This is a genomic window from Promicromonospora sp. NPDC057488, from assembly GCF_042802395.1.
In the GTDB taxonomy this organism is placed as follows: Bacteria; Actinomycetota; Actinomycetes; order Actinomycetales; family Cellulomonadaceae; genus Promicromonospora.
On record NZ_JBHVEG010000129.1, the window covers coordinates 1 to 18336 of the forward strand.

An 18336-nucleotide genomic window follows, 5' to 3' on the forward strand; every position below is an offset into this window, starting at 1 on the left:
GGCCGCGTATGCGTCGGCCCTGCCCGCGCCGAAGCGCGGACCGGGCCGAACGAGCTGCGTCAGGAACCGACGCGGAAACGCACGAACGCGGTCAGGGCACCGTTCACCGAGGCGACGTGCTTGGCGACCGTGGTCTTCGGGTCCTTCGCCAGCGGCTGGTCCACCAGGACGACCTCCTTGAAGAAGCCGTTCAGGCGACCCTCGACGATCTTGGGCAGCGCCGCCTCCGGCTTGCCCTCGTTCTTCGAGGTCTCCAGAGCGATCTCGCGCTCCTTCTCGACGACGTCCGCCGGGACCTCGTCACGCGTGAGGTACTTCGGGGCCATCGCGGCGATGTGCTGCGCGATGTCCTTGGCGACGGCCGCACCGGCCTCGTCGGTGACCACGAGGACACCGATCGACGGCGGCAGGTCCTTGGCCGTCTTGTGCAGGTAGGTCGTGACCTTCGGGCCCTCGACGCGCGCGACGCGGCGCAGGACGAGCTTCTCGCCCAGCGTGGCGCCCTGAGCGGCGATGAGCTCGGCGACGGTGCCCTCACCGGCGGGGGCGGCGGCAGCCGCGACCTCGTCGGCGGCACCGGCGGCCGCGGTGGCCTCCAGGACGGCCTCGGCCAGCGAGATGAACTTCTCGTTCTTGACGACGAAGTCGGTCTCGGCGTTCAGCTCGATCATGGTGGCGACCTGGCCGGCCGCGGTGTCCTCGACCTTGACGGCGACGAGACCCTCGGACGTGGCGTTGCCCTCGCGCTTGGCGGCGCGGGCCAGGCCCTTGGTCCGGATGATCTCGATGGCCTTGTCGGCGTCGCCGTCGGCCGCGTCCAGGGCCTTCTTGACGTCGAGCATGCCGGCGCCGGTCCGCTCACGCAGCGCCTTGATGTCAGCGGCGGTGTAGTTCGCCATTGTTCTGGTCCTCCGTGCAGTCGTGTTGTTCTTGGGAGGTCGTACGACCGTCAGGGACGGCGCGCCGGCCGGGTCCGCGCGCAGCGCACCCGGCCGACGCAGCGCATCACTTCTCGGTCTCGGCCTCTGCCTCGGGAGCAGCAGCCGGAGCGGCCTCGGCGGCCTCGACGGCCTCCACGACCTCGGCCGGAGCAGCCGGGGTGGCGGCGGCAGCGGCCTCGGCGGCAGCCTCGTCGACGGTGCCCTCGGCGGTCGCGGCCGGGGTCTCGACCGTGCCCTCGGTGGTGTCACCGGCGAGGAGCTCGCGCTCCCACTCGGCCAGCGGCTCGGCGGCGGCCTCGGCCTCGGCACCGGTCTTGGCACCACCCGAGTGGCGCTGCATGAGGCCCTCGGCGGCGGCGTCCGCGATCACGCGGGTGAGCAGCGTGACGGAACGGATCGCGTCGTCGTTGCCCGGGATCGCGTAGTCGACCATGTCGGGGTCGCAGTTGGTGTCGAGGATCGCCACGACGGGGATGCCCAGCTTGCGGGCCTCGTCCACCGCGAGGTGCTCCTTGTTGGTGTCGACGATCCAGACGGCCGAGGGGACCTTGGCCATGTCACGGATACCGCCGAGGGTGCGCGCGAGCTTGTCCTTCTCGCGGCGCAGCACCAGGAGCTCCTTCTTCGTGAGGCCCGAGGCGGCCACGTCGTCGAAGTCGATCTCCTCGAGCTCCTTGAGGCGCTGGAGACGCTTGTGCACCGTGGTGAAGTTGGTGAGCATGCCACCGAGCCAGCGGTGGTTCACGTAGGGCATCCCGACGCGGGCGGCCTGCTCGGCAACCGGCTCCTGGGCCTGCTTCTTGGTGCCGACGAAGAGGATGGAGCCGCCGTGGGCGACCGTCTCCTTGACGAAGTCGTAGGCGCTGTCGATGAAGTGCAGCGACTGCTGCAGGTCGACGATGTAGATGCCGTTGCGCTCCGTGAAGATGAAGCGCTTCATCTTCGGGTTCCAACGGCGGGTCTGGTGTCCGAAGTGGACACCGCTCTCGAGGAGCTGGCGCATGGACACGACGGCCATGACACGTCCTTTCGGTGCGGTCCGGGATCGACCCGAGGCCCGCACGCATTTCAGGCGGACCAGAGCTGTGCCCCGGGCCGCGGTTCGGTTGCCGGCACCTCCTCATGAAGGTGCCCCTGGCGCCACGTCGTTCCCGACGCCGACCCTGGGGGCCGGACCACTGCCGGACGCGACTCGATGTGGCGCGCGATGTCGACCGGAGCTCTCCCTGCCAAGCAGAGGGCCAGCGGAGCTGGACGCCTGCCGGACTGACAGCACATGCCGGTCGCGGGTTGAAGTCTACCCGACCGGTCCCCGCGGCGAGGACCTCGGCGACGGGCCCCCGCTGTGACGTCGCCCGCTCTCCGTGCGGGCGGTCGTGCGGGGTCGTCCTGGCGGCCGTTCTCGCCCGCGGACCGACCCTCGTGACGGCGGCAGAAGGCAGCGAGCGCGACCACAGGGCGCCTCCAGGCCGGTTCGTGCACAGGCACGCCGAAGCCCCCTCCCGGCGGCTGGCGGGGCGGGTGATGCTCACGGCATGACGAACTCTCGTATCCCCCACCGGACCGGTGGTCGGGCCCCGGGCCGGCGCCTCCTGCCGGTCCTCGCGCTCGTCGCGGTCGTGATCCTTCTCGTCGCCGTGGCGGCGGCGCCGCCCGCCGGGGCGCTACGGACAGGGCCCGACGTCGCGGTCCCGGCCGGCGCCGCCGCCCCGTTCGCCCTGCGGGCCGCCGGTGACGTGGGGGCGGGTGCCGGGGCTACCGGGTCCGGCGCTCCCTGGGCCGGGTCCGCGGTGACCGGCTACGTGCCGCCGGTCGCGGGGGTGGACCCGCCGGCCGGGGTGGAGCGCCTGTTCGACCCGCCCGAGGAGGAGTGGGGCGCCGGGCACCGGGGCGTCGACCTGGCGGCCGCGGTGGGCTCGCCGGTGCTGTCCCCCGGCCCCGGAGTGGTCACCTTCTCCGGGCAGGTCGCCCGCCGCGGGGTCGTGGTGGTCACCCACCCGGACGGTCTGCGCACGAGCCTGGAACCGGTGGCGGCGTCCGTGCCGGTCGGCACGGCGGTCGCGGCCGGCACGGTGATCGGCGTGGTGGAGGACGGCTCCGACGGCACGCCGCCGAACCACTGCGCGCCCCGGTCGTGCGTGCACTGGGGCGTGCGGCGGGGCGAGCGCTACATCGACCCGTTGTCCCTGCTGGACCGGCCGCCGATCGTGCTGCTGCCGGACGGTTGAGGAGCGGTCGGTCAGGCGCGCGGGAACGCCTGGGCGTACACGCTGCGCAGCCGCTCTGCGTCCACGTGGGTGTAGCGCTGGGTGGTGGCGAGGTTGGCGTGGCCGAGGACCTCCTGCACGGCGCGCAGGTCGGAGCCGCCCTGCAGCAGGTGCGTCGCGGCGGAGTGCCGCAGCGCGTGCGGGGCGACGTCGTCGACGCCGGCCTGCGCCGCGAGCCGGTGCACGGCCTCGCGCACCTGCCGCTGGCCCCAGCGTCCGCCGCGCTCCCCCACCAGGAACGCGTCACCGGTGGTGGCGGTCATGAACGCCGGGCGGCCGTCGGTCAGCCAGGCGTCCACGGCCCGGGCGGCCGGGATGCCGAACGGGACCACCCGCTCCTTGCCGCCCTTGCCGAGCACCCGCACCAGCCGGTCGCGCGGGTCCACGTGCCCGACGTCGACGGAGACCAGCTCGCCCACGCGGATCCCCGCGCCGTACAGCAGCTCCGCGGCCACCCACGAGCGCAGCGCGGCCGGGCGGTCCGGCTCCTCGGCCGCGTCCGCGGCGGCCCGGGCTCCGTCGAGCAGGCGGCCGGCCGCGGCGACGTCGAGCACCGTCGGGAGGGTGCGCGGCACCTTGGGGCTCGCGAGCCGGGCCGAGGGGTCCACGGGCACGAGCCCGGTGCGGTGCGCCCAGCGCAGGAACGCCCGGGCCGAGGCCCCGCGGCGCGCGAGCGTGGATCGCGCGAGCCCGCGCTCGGACTGGGACGCGAGCCACCCGCGCAGCAGCGCCAGGTCGATCTCGTCGAGGCTCGTGCTCCCGTGCCGCATCGCGTACCGCAGCAGGTCGGTCACGTCCGCCACGTAGGCACGCCGCGTGTGGGCGGAGTGCCCGCGCTGCGCGTGCAGGTAGCTGGCGAAGCGGGACACGGCGTCGGACAACTGCTCGGGCAGCCGAGGCAAGCCGGACAGGTCGGTAAGCTCCACGTTTGCCAGTGTGCCGCGCGCCCGCCACCGGGTGAAGCAGGCGCGCCGCGATTACCCGGGCGGGCGGGGACGCTCTGCCAGACTCTGGTCGGACGAGTGCAGCCGGACGAGCGCAGGAGGACCGCGATGATGCGTGCCGTACAGATCACCGAGTTCGGTGGGCCCGAGATGCTCAGGCCCGCCGAGGTGCTGGAGCCGACGGCGGGACCGGGGCAGGTCCTGATCGACGTCTCCCGCATCGGCGTCAACTACGCCGACACCCACCAGATCGAGAACTCGTACCAGACGCCGACCAGGCTGCCGTTCGTCCCCGGGAGCGAGGTCGTCGGGCGCACCCCGGACGGCCGCCGGGTCGCCGCGCTCCTGACCGGCGGGGGCGGGTACGCGGAGCACGCCGTCGCCGACGCGGCCCTGACCTTTCCCGTGCCCGACGACGTCGACGACCTCACCGCGCTGTCGATGCTGGTCCAGGGCACGACCGCCTGGATCCTGCTGCGCAAGAACGCTCACCTCGAGGCGGGCGAGTCCGTGGTCGTGCACGCGGCCGCCGGAGGGGTCGGCACGATCGCCGTGCAGCTTGCCAAGGCGTGGGGCGCCGGACGTGTCGTCGCCACCGCGAGCAGCGACGAGAAGCGCGCGCTGGCCCTCGGCCTCGGGGCCGACGTCGCCGTCGATTCCCGCGCCGCCGACATGACGACGACCCTGATCGAGGCCAACGGAGGGCGTGTCGACATCGTGCTCGACATGGTCGGCGGCACCACGACCGACCAGAGCGTGGCCGCGCTCGCCCCGTTCGGCCGGCTGGTCTTCTACGGCATGGCCGGGCGCGAGCAGCCCAGGCCCGTCGAGCTGCGCAACCTGCTCGGCCACAGCAGCACCGTCGCGGGCATGTGGCTGCCGCACGTGTTCAAGCTGTCCGGCAACCTCTACGGCAGGGCGCTGACCGAGCTGTTCGAACTCGCCGGACGCGGCGAGATCCGCGTCGTCGCCGGCGGGGAGTACCCGCTGTCCGACGCCCGCGGCGCGCACGAGGCCCTGCGCTCCCGGGGCACCGTCGGCAAGCTCCTCCTCGACCCGGCGGGCTGACCCGACCGCGGCTGCTCGGCCGGTCCCGGTCCTCCCGGTCCCGACCGACCCCGCCCGGTCCTGAGCCGACCGACCCCGCCCGGTCCCGACCCCGCCGCGGGCCGGGACCGGGCGACCTCATGTCACCGCCGCCGCCACCCGCCGTCCCGCTGCTCGGCCAGCCCCATCAGCTCCAGCAGGCCGAGCGCCCCCGTCGTGTCGGCGAGCGCCAGCCCGGCGGTCCGCGCGATGGAGCGTTCGTGCGCCGGCCTGCGCACGGGCAGCGCGTCGAGCACCGCCTTGCCCGCGGCGTCGAGGTCGTCGCCGGGCCGGGTCTCGCCCTGGCGGCGCGGGGCGGTCTCGCCGAGGTCGCCGACCAGCTCGGCGGCCTCGGCCGCGTCCGTCACGCAGACGGCCGCGCCCCGCCGGAGCAGCTCGTGACAGCCGCTGGACGCCATCGACGTGACCGGCCCCGGCACCGCGCCGAGCGGGCGCAGGAGCTTCGCGGCGTGGTTGGCCGTGGACAGCGCGCCGGAACGCAGCGCCGCCTCGACCACCACCGTGCCCGCCGTGAAGGCGGCGATGAGGCGGTTGCGCTGAAGGAACCGCTGCTTGCCCGGCACCGAGCCCGGCGGCACCTCGCTCACCACTGCGCCCTGGTCGATCGCGCGCCGGAGCAGGTCCGTGTTGGCCGCCGGGTAGAGCCGGTCGACCCCGCCCGCGAGGAACGCCACGGTCCGCGCCCCCGAGACGAGCGCGCCGCGGTGCGCCTCCGCGTCGATCCCGTTGGCGCCGCCCGAGACCACCGTGAACCCACGGTCGGCCAGCCCGCACGCCAGGTCCCGCGTCACCCGCACCCCGTAGGTGGTGCAGGCGCGCGAGCCCACCAGGGACACCGAACGCTCCGCGAGCGCGGCCAGGTCCGCGTCGCCCCGCACCCACAGCGAGAGGGGCGCCGCGGCACCGAGGCGGTCGAACGCCGTCGGCCAGCCCGGGTGGTCCGGGGTGAGGAACGTGCCGGCGTAGCGGTCGAGCACCGCGAGCTCCCCCTCGGGGTCCAGGCGCTCCAGCCGGGGCGCCCAGCGCCCGACCGCGGCCACGACCAGGCCGGCGGCCCGGCCCGCGGCGGCCGCGGGGCCCTCGGGGCCCGGCCCGAGCAGGTGCCCCGGCGCATCGGCCCGCCCGGGCGACCCGGCGAGAGCCTCCTGAACGGCACCCGCGCCGCCGATCCTCCGCAGCGCGGCACCGGCGCGCTCGGGGTCCCGGGCGGCGTCGAGCAGCCAGTCGAGGGCGTCGACGGGACCGAGTTGTCCGACGAGGGCACCAGCGACCGGGTCCCCCGGTTCGGCGATGCGGCTCCATGCGGCCCGGGCCAGCACCGGGTCGTCCCGGTCGAACCGGAGGTCGGCGCGCGGCAGGTCGAAGAGCGGGTCAGGCATGCTCGCCTCCCGTGCGCAGCAGCAGGGCGTTGCCGACGTCGGCCACGGTGGGCGCCGCGCGCCCGGCGAGGTCCGCGATGGACCAGGCGATCCGCAGCACCCGGTCGACGCCGCGGAGGCTGAGCCTTCCGCCGGTCATGGCCTTCTCGATCGGGGCGAGCAGCCCGGGGTGCGGCCGGAGCAGGTCGCGCAGGAACCGCCCGGGCATCTCCGCGTTGGTGGACCAGGGCGTCTCCGCCAGCCGGGCGCGGGCCGCCTGGCGGGCGGCGAGCACGCGTGCGGCCACCACCGACGTCGGCTCGGACGTGCCCTCCATCCGCTCGACCCGGCCCACCGGCTGGACCTCGACCTGCACGTCCACCCGGTCCAGCAGCGGCCCGGAGAGCCGCGCGAAGTACCGGCGCCGGAGCGTCGGCGAGCAGCTGCACTCCAGGCCCTTGCCGATGGCCAGCCCGCACGGACAGGGGTTGGCCGCCATGACGAGCTGGAACCGGGCCGGGTAGCGCGCCGCGCCGCCCGACCGGTGGATCACCAGCTCGCCCTGCTCGAGCGGCTGGCGCAGGGTCTCCAGGACCCGGGCGCCGAACTCCGGGGCCTCGTCCAGGAACAGGATGCCGCGGTGCGCCCGCGACACCGCCCCCGGCCGCGGGATCCCGGAGCCGCCGCCCACCACGGCCGCCTGCGTGGCCGTGTGGTGCGGGTCCTCGTACGGCGGGCGACGGATCAGCCCGCCGCCGGGATCGAACGTTCCGGCCACGGAGTGCACGGCGGTGACCTCGACGGCCTCGCGGTCGGTCAGGTCCGGGAGGATGCCCGGCAGCCGGGAGGCCAGCATCGTCTTGCCCGCCCCGGGCGGGCCGACCAGCAGCAGGTGGTGCCCGCCCGCGGCCGCCACCTCCAGGGCCGCGCGCGGCCGCTCCTGCCCCACGACGTCGGCCAGGTCCCCCGGCAGCCGCGCGGAGAGCGACGTGCGGACCGGCCGCACCGCCACCACCTCGCGCACCAGCTCCGGCGGGCCGCCGTGCAGCGCCACCACCTCGGCCAGGCTCGCCGCGCCCACGACCCGGGCGCCGGGCACCAGCCGCGCCTCGTCGGCGTCCCCGGCGGCCACCACGACGTCCGGGAAGCCCGCCGCCACGGCGGCCGCCACAGTCGGCAGCACCCCGCGCACCGGCTGGACCCGCCCGTCGAGCCCCAGCTCGCCCAGGTGCACCACCCGGTCCAGGCCGGTCCGCCGCATCCCCGGGGACGACGGCCCGTCGGTGCCCGCGAGGATCGCCACCGCGATCGCCAGGTCGTACGCGCTGCCCTGCTTGCGCAGCGAGGCGGGCGACAGGTTCACCGTGATCTTCTTGACGGGCCAGGGCAGCCCCGTCGAGGTCACCGCGGCCCGCACCCGGTCCCGCGACTCGCTCAGCGCGGCGTCCGGCAGCCCCACCAGCGTGAACCCCGGGACCGACGCCGCGAGGTGCGCCTGCACCTCCACCACGTGCCCCTGCATGCCGACGAGCGATACCGCCCGCGTGGTCGCGATCCCCATCAGGCCACCGCCTCGAGGTGCTCGACGACGGCGGGTCCCTGCCGCTGGAGCGTCACCGCCACCACGTCGATGCGGATCGCGCCGAACCAGGTTCGTAGGTCGGGCAGCACCGCCACCGGACCGACCCCAGCCGGCTCCCCCGCCTCCAGCCGCTCCGCCGCGAGGCGTTCGCGGAAGACGGTGAGCCACTGCCCCGTCAGCCGTTTGATCCGGGTCAGCTTGCGCGGCGTCACCGCCTCCGCGGGATGCCCGTACCCCAGCCCCGACCGGGTCTTGACCTCCACCACCACGAGCACGTCGCCGTCGAGCGCGACGATGTCGAGCTCACCCTCGCTGCCGCGCCAGTTGGTGTCGAGCACCCGCCAGCCGCGCGCCTCCACGTGCCGCACCGCGACCCGCTCCCCGTACCGGCCTACGCCGTCCTTCTTCGCCATCGCGTCCACCTCCGTGACCCAGCCTTGGTCACGGAGGGGCTCGCCGACGGCGTCCGCAGGGTCGCCTGTGCACGGATCGACGATCCACAGGGTCGAGGTCGCGCTCGGACCCCTGGGGTCTCGTCACGAGGGTCTGCGCCGACCCCCGAGCAATGTGGAGAGGACCGCTCAGAGAGCGAGCTCGGCCTTGGCCAGCTCCTCGACGTTCACGTCCTTGAACGTCACCACGCGCACCGACTTCACGAACCGCGCCGAGCGGTACACGTCCCACACCCAGGCGTCCCCGAGCCGCAGCTCGAAGTACACCTCGCCCGCGGCGGACCGCACCTGCAGGTCGACCTGGTTGGCCAGGTAGAACCGGCGTTCGGTCTCCACCACATAGGCGAACAGGCCCACCACGTCGCGGTACTCGCGATAGAGCGCTAGCTCCATCTCCGTCTCGTAGTTCTCGAGGTCTTCAGCGCTCACAGCGACATCATCCCACCGACGCCGCTGTTCCGGGCAGGTTCCAGGACCTGCGGTGCTGTGGCGTCGGCCCGTGCAGGCCGAGGGCGTCCATGTGCGCCTTCGCGCTGTAGCCCTTGTTCTGGTCCCACGCGTACTCGGGGTGCCGCTGCGCGAGCTCGACCAGGATCGCGTCGCGCTCCACCTTGGCCAGCACGCTCGCCGCCGCCACGGAGGTGCAGGTCATGTCGGCCTTGATCAGCGTCCGCACCGCCGGCTCCGGCAGGTCGTCCTCCGGGGCGTCCGCCGCGGCGAACAGGTCGAGCGCCGGCGTGGACAGCCAGTTGTGCTTGCCGTCCAGCACCACGACGTCGACGTCGCCGCACACCTGCCGCACCTGGGCGAGGGCGCGCCGCCCGGCCAGGCGGAGCGCGGCGATGATCCCCACCTCGTCGATCTCGGCCGGTCCCGCGTGCCCCACGCCCCAGGCGACCGCCCAGCGCCGGACGGCGGGCGCGATGGTCTCGCGCGCGCCCGGGGTGAGCAGCTTGGAGTCGGCGACGCCCTTGGGCCCGGTGCGCGTCGCGGCGTCGACCACGACGACGCCCACGCTGACGGGACCGGCCAGCGCCCCGCGCCCGACCTCGTCCATGCCCGCCACGAGGCGGGCGCCCGAGGCGAGGAGCGCCCTCTCCTGCCGCAGCGTGGGCACCTTGCGCACCGCCTACTTCTCCGCGGGCGGGGCGTCCGGGACGCCGTCGAAGACGTCGGCCGGGTTGCTGTGCCAGTCCAGGCGGTTCAGGGGCCACACGGTCGCGAACGCCGTGCCCACGACGTTGTCGACGGGCACGAAGCCGCCGCCCGGCTTGCCGCGGTTGTAGCGCGAGTCCATCGAGTTCTGGCGGTTGTCACCCATCACCCAGAGCATGCCGTCGGGCACGGTGACGTCGAACGGGTCCTGGCTCGGCACCGAACCTGGCTTGATGTACGTCTCGTCGATCGGCGTGCCGTTGACCGACACGCGGCCCTCGGCGTCGCAGCAGACGACCTTGTCGCCGGGCAGGCCGATCAGGCGCTTGATGAGGTGGTCGCCGGTGTCCTGCGGGAGCAGGCCGACCGTCGTCAGGAACGACACCGCGGCGTCGCCCACCGGGCCACGCTCCGGCGGCACGTACGGCGGCAGCCAGTCGCCCGGGTCCACGAAGACGACGATGTCCCCGTGCTTGAGGTCGAACGGGCCGGGCGTCAACCGCGACGCCATGACCCGGTCACCCTCGGTCAGCGTGTCCTCCATGGACGCGCTCGGGATGTAGAACGGCTGGACCAGCAGCGTCTTGATCAGCCACGACAGGACCAGCGCGCTGACGACGATGATCCCGACCTCTCGGAGCATCGCGAGGACGCCCGACTGCTGCCGGCGCGGCTCACGACCGTGCGCGGCCCCACCCTGACGATGCGCCCCGCTGTTTCCCCACGGATCCTCTGCGCTCAACGGCGTCCCATCGATAGGGGTGGGCGGTGCCACCCGGTCGAAACTCGTCACGTGCCTAACTCTGTCACCTTGGAGCACCCCCGGCGAAATGGTCGGGTGGGCGAACATCCAACCTGCCGGACATCCCCACGAACCCCTCCGGGTACGACATCGGCCGCCACCCTCGGTGGACGAGGGCAGCGGCCGATGTCAGTGGAGCGCCGGAGCGCTCAGAACGCTCAGTTCTCGCGCTTCTCGCGGATCTTCGCCTTCTTGCCGCGCAGCTCGCGCAGGTAGTACAGCTTCGCGCGACGGACGTCACCGCGGGTGACGACCTCGACCGACTCGATCGTCGGCGCGTGCAGCGGGAACTTGCGCTCCACGCCCACACCGAAGCTGACCTTGCGGACGGCGAAGGTCTCGCCGATCCCGCCGCCGTGGCGGGAGATGACGACGCCCTGGAACGCCTGGACGCGGGAGCGGTTGCCCTCGACGACCTTGACGTTGACCTTGACGGTGTCACCGGCACGGAAGGCCGGGATGTCGGACCGCAGCGAGGCTGCGCCGATGTTGTCGAGCTTCTGCATCGTTCTCTCCGGGCCTGCCACAGGTCAGGCGCGAATCTCGTGGGCCCCGCCCCGGCCGGACGGCCGTCAGGGTCCCGAAAGGGTGTGGATGGCGGTGCGGCTTGACCCGGTCGGGGGCGGTTGCCCGCCCCGGTCGTCCCCTGTGGCAGAGACCTGACCGGCGACGCACCAACGGGTAATTCTGCCACAAGAACGTGAGCCGGACGCCATGAACGTGAGTGACGTCATCAGCACGGACCTCAGGCCCGCACGAGCCGCCCGCCCTCGTCCGGCCCCGGCACCCAGCCCAGCTCCGCGAGCAGCGCCAGGTCGTGCTTGTCCAGGCCCGCCACGTCCAGGGCCGCGATCATGTCCGGCCGGCGCGCCGCCGTCCGCTCCAGCGCGCGGTCCCGGCGCCAGCGCTCGATCTTCGCGTGGTGCCCCGAGAGCAGTACCTCAGGGATCTCCAGCTCGGCCCACGACGGCGGCTTGGTGTACACGGGGTACTCCAGCAGACCGGCCGCGCCGTGCGACTCCTCCACCAGCGACTCCGGGTTGCCCACCATGCCGGGGATCAGCCGGGCGACGGCCTCGATCATCACGAGCGAGGCGACCTCGCCGCCGTTGAGCACGTAGTCGCCGATCGACAGCTCGTGCACGGTGACGCCGGCGTCGCGGTAGTGCTCGGCGACGCGCGCGTCGATGCCCTCGTAGCGCCCGCAGGCGAACACGAGCTGCTCGGCCGAGGCCAGGGCCTCGGCGTGGCGCTGCGTGAACACCTCGCCCGACGGCGTCGGCACGATCAGGTGCGCGCCCGCCGCGTCGCCGTCCAGCACGTCGTCGACCGCCAGCCCCCACACGTCGGGGCGCATGACCATGCCGGCTCCCCCGCCGAACGGGGTGTCGTCGACGGTGCGGTGCCGGTCCGTGGTCCAGTCGCGCAGGTCGTGCACGCGCAGGTCCAGCAGGCCGCGCTGCCGTGCCTTGCCCACCAGCGACAGGTCGAGCACGGACAGGTAGTCCGGGAAGATCGAGATCACGTCGACGCGCACGTCAGTCGTCTTCCCGGTCGACGACGGCGGCGTCCGCGTCGCGGGCCAGGAGCCCGCCGGGCGGGGTCAGCACCACGCGGCCGCCCGGGACGTCGACCACGGGCACGATCGCCAGGACGAACGGCACCAGCGTGCGGGCCGTGCCGCCGCCGGGCAGGTCCTCCTCGATGAGCAGCGCCTCGTGGGCAGGCTGGTACTCCAGGGTGACCACCTTGCCGACGACGGTGCCGTCGGCGAGCTCGACGCGCAGCCCCGCGAGCTCGTGCGGGTACCAGGCGTCCTCCTCGTCGGAGGCGTCCGCCTCGACCACGAGCTCGGTCCCGCGCAGCTCCTCGGCGGTGTTCCGGTCGGCTACCTCGGCGAACGTGACCAGCCAGCGGCCCTGGTGCTCACGCGCCCGGGTGACCGTCAGGGGTCCGGCGTCGGCGGGCACCGTCTCGAGCCGCTCGCCGATCGCGAGCCGGGACTCGGGGTCGTCGGTGCGCAGGTCGAGGGCGACCTCGCCCTTGAGCCCGTGCGCCTTGCCGACGCGGGCCACGGTCAGCTGCATGTCACTCCTCGAAGATGAAGGTGGGGGTCTCGACAAGCTCGACCAGCGGGTGGGAACGGGGAACGAGCGTGGCCCGGTCCGCGTACGGACCGGGCCTCGTCGTCGTGCTGGGTGCTGAAGGATCAGCGCCGGTCGACGTCCACGACGTCGACCCGCACCGGGCCCTCGGTGGCGAGCGCACCGATCACGGTGCGCAGTGCGCGCGCCGTGCGACCACCGCGGCCGATGACCCGGCCGAGGTCGTCAGGGTGCACACGGACCTCGAGCAGGTCACCACGGCGGAGCGTCTTCGCGGACACCCGGACGTCGTCCGGGTTGTCCACGATGCCGCGCACCAGGTGCTCGAGGGCCTCCGAGAGCATCAGGCCTCGTCGCCCTCAGCGGCCTCGGCCGGAGCCTCGGCGGCAGCGGCGGCGGCCTTCTCGGCAGCCTTCGCCTTGGCCTTCTCGGCGTCGGCGCTCACGGCCTCGATCGCGGCGGTGGCGTCAGCCTTCTCGCCCTTGACCTTCAGGGTGCCCTCGGCACCCGGCAGGCCCTTGAACTTCTGCCAGTCACCGGTCACCTTGAGCAGAGCGGCGACCTGCTCGGTCGGCTGCGCGCCGACGCCGAGCCAGTACTGCGCGCGCTCCGACTTGATCTCGATGAGCGACGGCTCCTCGGTCGGGTGGTACTTGCCGATCTCCTCGATCGCACGGCCGTCGCGCTTGACGCGCGAGTCCATGACGACGACGCGGTAGTACGGGGCCCGGATCTTGCCGAGGCGCTTGAGACGAATCTTGACAGCCACGAAGTGGTCTCTCCTGGTTCTGATGGGATGGTCCCGAGCACCGCGACGTGGGGTGAAGCAGTGGGTGGGACCGGGACACGACCTGACCGGGTGAGAGGGGTCCGGGCATGCCGAGTACCTGCATATTGTGCCAGACGCCGAGAGGCCCCACCAACCGCGTGTGCGTCACACGGGGCGTCAGTGCGCGGTCGGGTAGACCACGCCGCGCAGCACCACCGCCGTGGGGTGCCGCAGCACCTCGATGTCCTCGCGCGGGTCGGCCGGGTAGACCACGAGGTCCGCGCTCGACCCCTCGACCACGGCCCCGAAGCCCAGGTAGTCGCGGGCGCGCCAGGACGCCATGGCGACGACCTCCGCCGCAGGGATACCGGCCGCGACCAGCTCGGCGCACTCGTCGGCGATGCGGCCGTGCGAGATGGTGCCGCCCGCGTCCGTGCCGACCAGCAGCTGCACGCCGGCCTCGTACAGGTCCCGGACCTGCTGGTACCGGCGCGCGTACATGCCGCGCATCCGCTCCGCGTACACCGGGTACTTGCCGTCGGCCTGCGCCGCGATGCTCTCGAACTGCCCCACCTGCAGCAGGGTCGGCGTGACGGCGATGCCGCGCCGGGCGGCCTCGGCCATGTGCTCCGCCGTCATGCCGGTGCCGTGCTCGATGCAGTCGACCCCCACCGCCAGCAGGGTGTCGATGGTCTCGGTCGCGAAGGCGTGCACGGTCACGCGGGCCGCCTCGGCGTGCGCCACGGCCACGGCCTCGCGGAGCACGTCCTCGGGCCAGAGCTGCCGCAGGTCGCCGTCGGCGCCGAGCGTGCGGTCGATCCAGTCGCCCACGAGCTTGACCCAGCCGTCGCCGCGCCGGGCCTGCGTGCGCACCGCCTCGGGGAGCTGCTCCGGGGAGTCGAGCTCCAGCCCGTAGTCGCGCAGGTACCGCTTGGGCCGCGCCAGGTGCATGCCCGCCCGCAGCAGGTGCGGCAGGTCGGTGCGCCCGTGCACCCACACGGTGTCCAGCGGGGAGCCGGCGTCGCGGATCAGCAGCACGCCCGAGTCGCGGTCGGCCACGGCCTGCTTCTCGGCCTCCTCCGGGGAGACGGCGCCGTCGGCCGCGAGCCCGATGTGGCAGTGCACGTCGACCAGGCCGGGCAGTGCCCAGCCCTCCAGCACCCGCATGTTGGTGCCCTGGGCCGACGGCCGGGTGAGGCTGACCCTGCCGCCGCGGACCCACAGCTCCTCGGCCTCGCGGTCGTCACCGAGCAGGATGCGCCCGCGGATCGCCGCGGTCGGACCTTCCAGCGCAGACATGCGGCTCCTTCGCTCTACCCGTCACCCTGTGGACCTGTCCCCTGCCGTGCCCCAGCCACCTGCCCGCCCCGGCGTCCTCGCCGGCCCCGCACCACTCCTGCCGGGTCGGGCTCACCGACCCAGGACCTCACCGACCCAGGAACTTCTCCAGGCCCGGGGGCAGCTCGATGCTGTTCAGGTCAGGTGCCTCGTCGCTCTGCTTGGGGCCGACGCCGAAGGCCGAGCCGGCGGGTGCCGCGGGCGTGGCGGGGCCGCCGCCCAGGGCGCGCTGCATGGCGTCCTTCTCCTGCTGCGCGCGCTTGGCCGGGTTACCGGACTTGCCCTTCTTGCCCTTCTTGGGGGGCTGCGTCTTGCCACGCGACTTCTTGCCCATGCCCATGCCGGGGCCGCCGGGCATCGCGGGCATGCCGCCCGGGCCCATGCCGCCGCCCTTGGCCATCTGCTTCATCATCTTCTGGGCGTTGTCGAACCGCTCCAGGAGCTGGTTGATGGCCGTAGTCGTGGTGCCGGCACCCTTGGCGATGCGGGCACGGCGCGAGCCGTTGATGATCTTGGGGTTGTCGCGCTCGGCCGGCGTCATCGAGTGGATGATCGCCTCGATGCGGCCCACCTCGCGCTCGTCGAACTGGTCGAGCTGGTCGCGCATCTGGGCCATGCCCGGCAGCATGCCGAGCATCTTCTTCATCGAGCCCATGTTCTTCAGCTGCTGCATCTGCACCAGGAAGTCCGCGAGCGTGAAGTCCTGGCCGCTGGCGAGCTTGCCCGCCATCTTCTCGGCCTGCTCGGCGTCGAACGTCTTCTCGGCCTGCTCGATCAGGGTGAGCACGTCACCCATGTCGAGGATGCGGCTGGCCATGCGGTCCGGGTGGAAGACCTCGAAGTCCGTCAGCTTCTCGCCGGTGGACGCGAACATGATGGGCCGGCCCGTCACCTTGGCGACCGACAGGGCAGCGCCACCGCGGGCGTCGCCGTCGAGCTTCGAGAGCACCACGCCGGTGAAGTCGACGCCGTCGGCGAAGGCCTTGGCGGTGTTCACCGCGTCCTGGCCGATCATCGCGTCGATGACGAACAGGACCTCGTCCGGGTTCACGGCGGCGCGGATGTCCGCGGCCTGCTGCATGAGCACCTGGTCGATGCCGAGGCGGCCGGCGGTGTCCACGATCACGACGTCGTGCTGGCGCTCCTTGGCGAACGCGACACCGTCGCGCGCCACGCCCACCGGGTCGCCGATCAGCGGCGCGTCGGCGGCCGGGTCGTCGGCCGCGGAGGTGTTGCCCGGGTGCGGCGCGAACACCGGCACGCCGGCGCGCTCGGCCACCACGGACAGCTGGGTCACGGCGTTGGGGCGCTGCAGGTCGGCGGCGACCAGCAGGGGCGTGTGGCCCTGGCCCTTCAGGGCGTGCGCGAGCTTGCCCGCCAGGGTGGTCTTACCGGCACCCTGCAGACCGGCGAGCATGATGACCGTGGGCGGCGTCTTGGCCAGCGTGAGCGGGCGCGTGGCCCCGCCGAGGATGTCGACGAGCTCCTCGTTGACGATCTTGACGACCTGCTGGGCGGGGTTGAGCGCACCGGAGACCTCGGACGACAGCGCGCGCTCGCGCACCGCGCCGGTGAACTCGCGCACCACGGGCACCGCGACGTCGGCGTCGAGGAGGGCGCGGCGGATCTCCCGCACGGTCGCGTCGATGTCCGCCTCGGAGAGACGGCCCCGCGTGCGCAGGTTCTTGAACGTCGAGGTAAGCCGGTCGGACAGGGAGTTGAACACGGACACAGCCTAATAGAGTCGGACGGTCACGGGTTCATCGGCGCAGCGCGAGACGCGCCCGCTCGGTCAGCCCGTCCACGAGCTGCGCGCGCCAGCCCGTCCAGGCCTTGGGCCCCAGCGACGTGGTGTCCGCCTCGGTCAGCGAGCGCAGCACGTCGAGCAGGTCCCGCCGGTGGTCCACGGCCACCAGCAGCGTGGTGAGCGTGTCCGGGTCGTCGGGGTCGGCCCGGGTGGCCAGGTCCGCGAGCGTGAGGTGGTGGCGCACCAGCCGCGTGACGTCGTCGACCACGTCGGGCGCGAAGCCCGCGCGGTTCAGGATGCCGGGGACCAGGCGGGCCCCCTCGACGGAGTGGTCGGCGGCGCCGCGCACCTTGCCGATGTCGTGCAGCAGCGCGGAGAGCAGCAGCAGGTCGCCGGAGCTCTGCCCGGCGCCGTTCGGGGTGTCGGGCAGCCGGCGCCGCAGGCGGGACGCCACGGCGGCCGTCTCGACGAGGTGCCGGTCCACGGTGTGCCGGTGGATGGCCGCCCGCTGGGGCCGGTTGCGCACGTCGGCCCACTCGGGGATCCAGGAGGTGACGACGCCGGCGAGGTCGAGCGCCTCCCACACCGGCACCTGGGCGGGCCCGGCCGAGAGCAGGGTGAGCAGGCTCTCGCGCGCGCCGGGGGGCCACGGCTCGGGCAGGGGCGGGGACTGCTCCAGGCTGCGGATGGTCACGGGCGAGAGCACGAGCCCGGTCCGGGCCGCGGTGGCCGCGGCCCGCAGGGGCAGCAGCGCGTCGGACGCCGGCCGGGTGCCGACGCCGAGCACGAGCTCGCCGTCGTGCTCCACGAGGCCGTCGCCGACGGAGCGCAGCCGGGGTGGCGTACGCCGTCCGCGGACCATGATCGGCTTGCCCACGCCCACCGGGCGCGACAGGGCCTGCCGGGCGTGCCGGATGGTGGTGTCCAGCGCGTAGGAGATCACGCGGCCCGACTCGGCGAGGCCGGCCAGGAGCTCGTCGCCGTCGTCGTACCCGGTGCGCTCGGCGACGTCCTCGAGGTCGGCCAGGAGCAGGCGGCTGGTGCGGCGCCGGGTGACCACCTGCAGGGTGTCGCGCACGTCGAGGAGGTGCGTGTAGGCGGCGTCGACCGCGCCGTGCGGGCGGTCGGTGAGCCAGGTGGCGGCCAGCGCGGAGAGCAGGATCGCGTCGCGCATGCCGCCGCGGGCCTCCTTGAGGTCCGGCTCGATGAGGTAGGCCAGCTCCCCCGCGCGCTGCGCGCGGTCGCGGGTGGAGGTGATGAGCTCGGGCAGACGACGGCGCGCGGCGGCGCGCCAGTCGGTCAGCACGGCCGAGGCCGCGCGGTGCACGACGACGGCGTCGCCGGCCACCGCCCGCACGCTGAGCCAGCCGATGACGGCCGGGAGGTCGCTGGCCGCGACCTGGCGGGACTGGCTCAGGGACCGCACGGCGTGGTCGAGGTCCACGCCCGAGTCCCACAGGGGGTACCAGAGGCGTTCGGCCACCTGCCGCAGCTCGTCCGCGTTGTGGGTGCGCCCGTCGTGCACGAGCACGAGGTCGAGGTCGCTCAGCGGGCCGAGCTCCCCGCGGCCGAGGCTGCCGACGGCCGCCAGGGCGATGCCCGACGGGTCGACGTCGCGGGTCGCCTCCGCGAACAGGTCGCCGAGGCGTTCGGTGACCCGCTGCCCGACGGCGGACCGCCGGGCCAGGCCCGAACGGCCCGGGCCCGTGAGGTCCGTGGCGATCTTGAGGAGCTCGTCGCGGAGGCCCCGCACCCCGGCTGGGGGGTGC

19 protein-coding genes are annotated in these 18336 nt (G+C 73.9%); 2 read left to right on the forward strand and 17 right to left on the reverse strand.

What is annotated here, in order from left to right:
- Positions 1 to 59 precede the first annotated feature (59 nt).
- Complete coding sequence (gene tsf, locus ACFU5G_RS21685) at positions 60 to 899, reverse strand: translation elongation factor Ts (protein WP_377230679.1); 840 nt, start codon at positions 897 to 899, stop codon at positions 60 to 62.
- A gap of 106 nt (positions 900 to 1005) precedes the next feature.
- The gene (gene rpsB / locus ACFU5G_RS21690; protein WP_377249467.1) at positions 1006 to 1959 is read right to left on the reverse strand and encodes a 30S ribosomal protein S2; all 954 of its coding nucleotides are present in this window, start codon (positions 1957 to 1959) and stop codon (positions 1006 to 1008) included.
- Between the two features lie 517 nt (positions 1960 to 2476).
- Between rpsB and ACFU5G_RS21695 the strand changes: the two genes are divergently transcribed.
- A complete protein-coding gene (locus ACFU5G_RS21695) occupies positions 2477 to 3169 on the forward strand; it encodes a M23 family metallopeptidase (protein WP_377249469.1) in 693 nt (230 codons plus the stop codon).
- Positions 3170 to 3180: 11 nt separating this feature from the next.
- Here the strand turns inward: ACFU5G_RS21695 and ACFU5G_RS21700 are convergent, their stop codons facing one another.
- A complete protein-coding gene (locus tag ACFU5G_RS21700) occupies positions 3181 to 4134 on the reverse strand; it encodes a tyrosine recombinase XerC (protein ID WP_377249471.1) in 954 nt (317 codons plus the stop codon).
- Positions 4135 to 4260: 126 nt separating this feature from the next.
- Between ACFU5G_RS21700 and ACFU5G_RS21705 the strand changes: the two genes are divergently transcribed.
- Positions 4261 to 5220, forward strand: coding sequence for a zinc-binding alcohol dehydrogenase family protein (locus ACFU5G_RS21705; protein ID WP_377249473.1), 960 nt, complete (start codon positions 4261 to 4263; stop codon positions 5218 to 5220).
- Between the two features lie 122 nt (positions 5221 to 5342).
- On the opposite strand, the gene dprA is transcribed toward ACFU5G_RS21705, so the two are convergent.
- The 14 genes from dprA to ACFU5G_RS21775 form a co-directional block, all read right to left on the reverse strand.
- A complete protein-coding gene (gene dprA / locus ACFU5G_RS21710; RefSeq protein ID WP_377249475.1) occupies positions 5343 to 6638 on the reverse strand; it encodes a DNA-processing protein DprA in 1296 nt (431 codons plus the stop codon).
- Positions 6631 to 8178, reverse strand: coding sequence for a YifB family Mg chelatase-like AAA ATPase (locus tag ACFU5G_RS21715; RefSeq protein WP_377249477.1), 1548 nt, complete (start codon positions 8176 to 8178; stop codon positions 6631 to 6633). Before ACFU5G_RS21715 ends, dprA begins: the two co-directional genes overlap by 8 nt.
- On the reverse strand, positions 8178 to 8612 hold the full coding sequence (locus ACFU5G_RS21720; RefSeq protein ID WP_377249479.1) for a YraN family protein: 435 nt from the start codon (positions 8610 to 8612) through the stop codon (positions 8178 to 8180). Before ACFU5G_RS21720 ends, ACFU5G_RS21715 begins: the two co-directional genes overlap by 1 nt.
- 168 nt (positions 8613 to 8780) lie before the next feature.
- A complete protein-coding gene (locus tag ACFU5G_RS21725; protein WP_020016858.1) occupies positions 8781 to 9080 on the reverse strand; it encodes a DUF2469 domain-containing protein in 300 nt (99 codons plus the stop codon).
- 7 nt (positions 9081 to 9087) lie between these two features.
- Complete coding sequence (locus tag ACFU5G_RS21730) at positions 9088 to 9777, reverse strand: ribonuclease HII (protein WP_377249481.1); 690 nt, start codon at positions 9775 to 9777, stop codon at positions 9088 to 9090.
- Positions 9778 to 9780: 3 nt separating this feature from the next.
- Positions 9781 to 10449, reverse strand: a complete 669-nt coding sequence (gene lepB / locus ACFU5G_RS21735) for a signal peptidase I (protein ID WP_377249483.1) — start codon at positions 10447 to 10449, stop codon at positions 9781 to 9783.
- A 317-nt stretch (positions 10450 to 10766) separates the two neighbouring features.
- Positions 10767 to 11114 (reverse strand): 50S ribosomal protein L19, encoded by a 348-nt coding sequence (rplS, locus tag ACFU5G_RS21740; protein ID WP_020016861.1) that lies wholly within the window; start codon positions 11112 to 11114, stop codon positions 10767 to 10769.
- Between the two features lie 239 nt (positions 11115 to 11353).
- On the reverse strand, positions 11354 to 12145 hold the full coding sequence (gene trmD / locus ACFU5G_RS21745) for a tRNA (guanosine(37)-N1)-methyltransferase TrmD (protein WP_377249485.1): 792 nt from the start codon (positions 12143 to 12145) through the stop codon (positions 11354 to 11356).
- A 1-nt stretch (position 12146) separates the two neighbouring features.
- Positions 12147 to 12695 (reverse strand): ribosome maturation factor RimM, encoded by a 549-nt coding sequence (gene rimM, locus ACFU5G_RS21750; RefSeq protein WP_377249487.1) that lies wholly within the window; start codon positions 12693 to 12695, stop codon positions 12147 to 12149.
- 122 nt (positions 12696 to 12817) lie between these two features.
- On the reverse strand, positions 12818 to 13057 hold the full coding sequence (locus ACFU5G_RS21755; protein ID WP_020016864.1) for an RNA-binding protein: 240 nt from the start codon (positions 13055 to 13057) through the stop codon (positions 12818 to 12820).
- Positions 13057 to 13482 (reverse strand): 30S ribosomal protein S16, encoded by a 426-nt coding sequence (gene rpsP / locus ACFU5G_RS21760; RefSeq protein WP_377249489.1) that lies wholly within the window; start codon positions 13480 to 13482, stop codon positions 13057 to 13059. The genes ACFU5G_RS21755 and rpsP overlap by 1 nt, the downstream gene beginning before the upstream one ends.
- Positions 13483 to 13659: 177 nt before the next feature.
- A complete protein-coding gene (locus ACFU5G_RS21765) occupies positions 13660 to 14781 on the reverse strand; it encodes an amidohydrolase family protein (RefSeq protein ID WP_377249491.1) in 1122 nt (373 codons plus the stop codon).
- 127 nt (positions 14782 to 14908) lie between these two features.
- Positions 14909 to 16546 (reverse strand): signal recognition particle protein, encoded by a 1638-nt coding sequence (gene ffh / locus ACFU5G_RS21770; RefSeq protein WP_377249493.1) that lies wholly within the window; start codon positions 16544 to 16546, stop codon positions 14909 to 14911.
- A 34-nt stretch (positions 16547 to 16580) separates the two neighbouring features.
- A partial coding sequence (locus tag ACFU5G_RS21775; RefSeq protein WP_377249495.1) for an HD domain-containing protein occupies positions 16581 to 18336 on the reverse strand: 1756 nt, incomplete at its 5' end.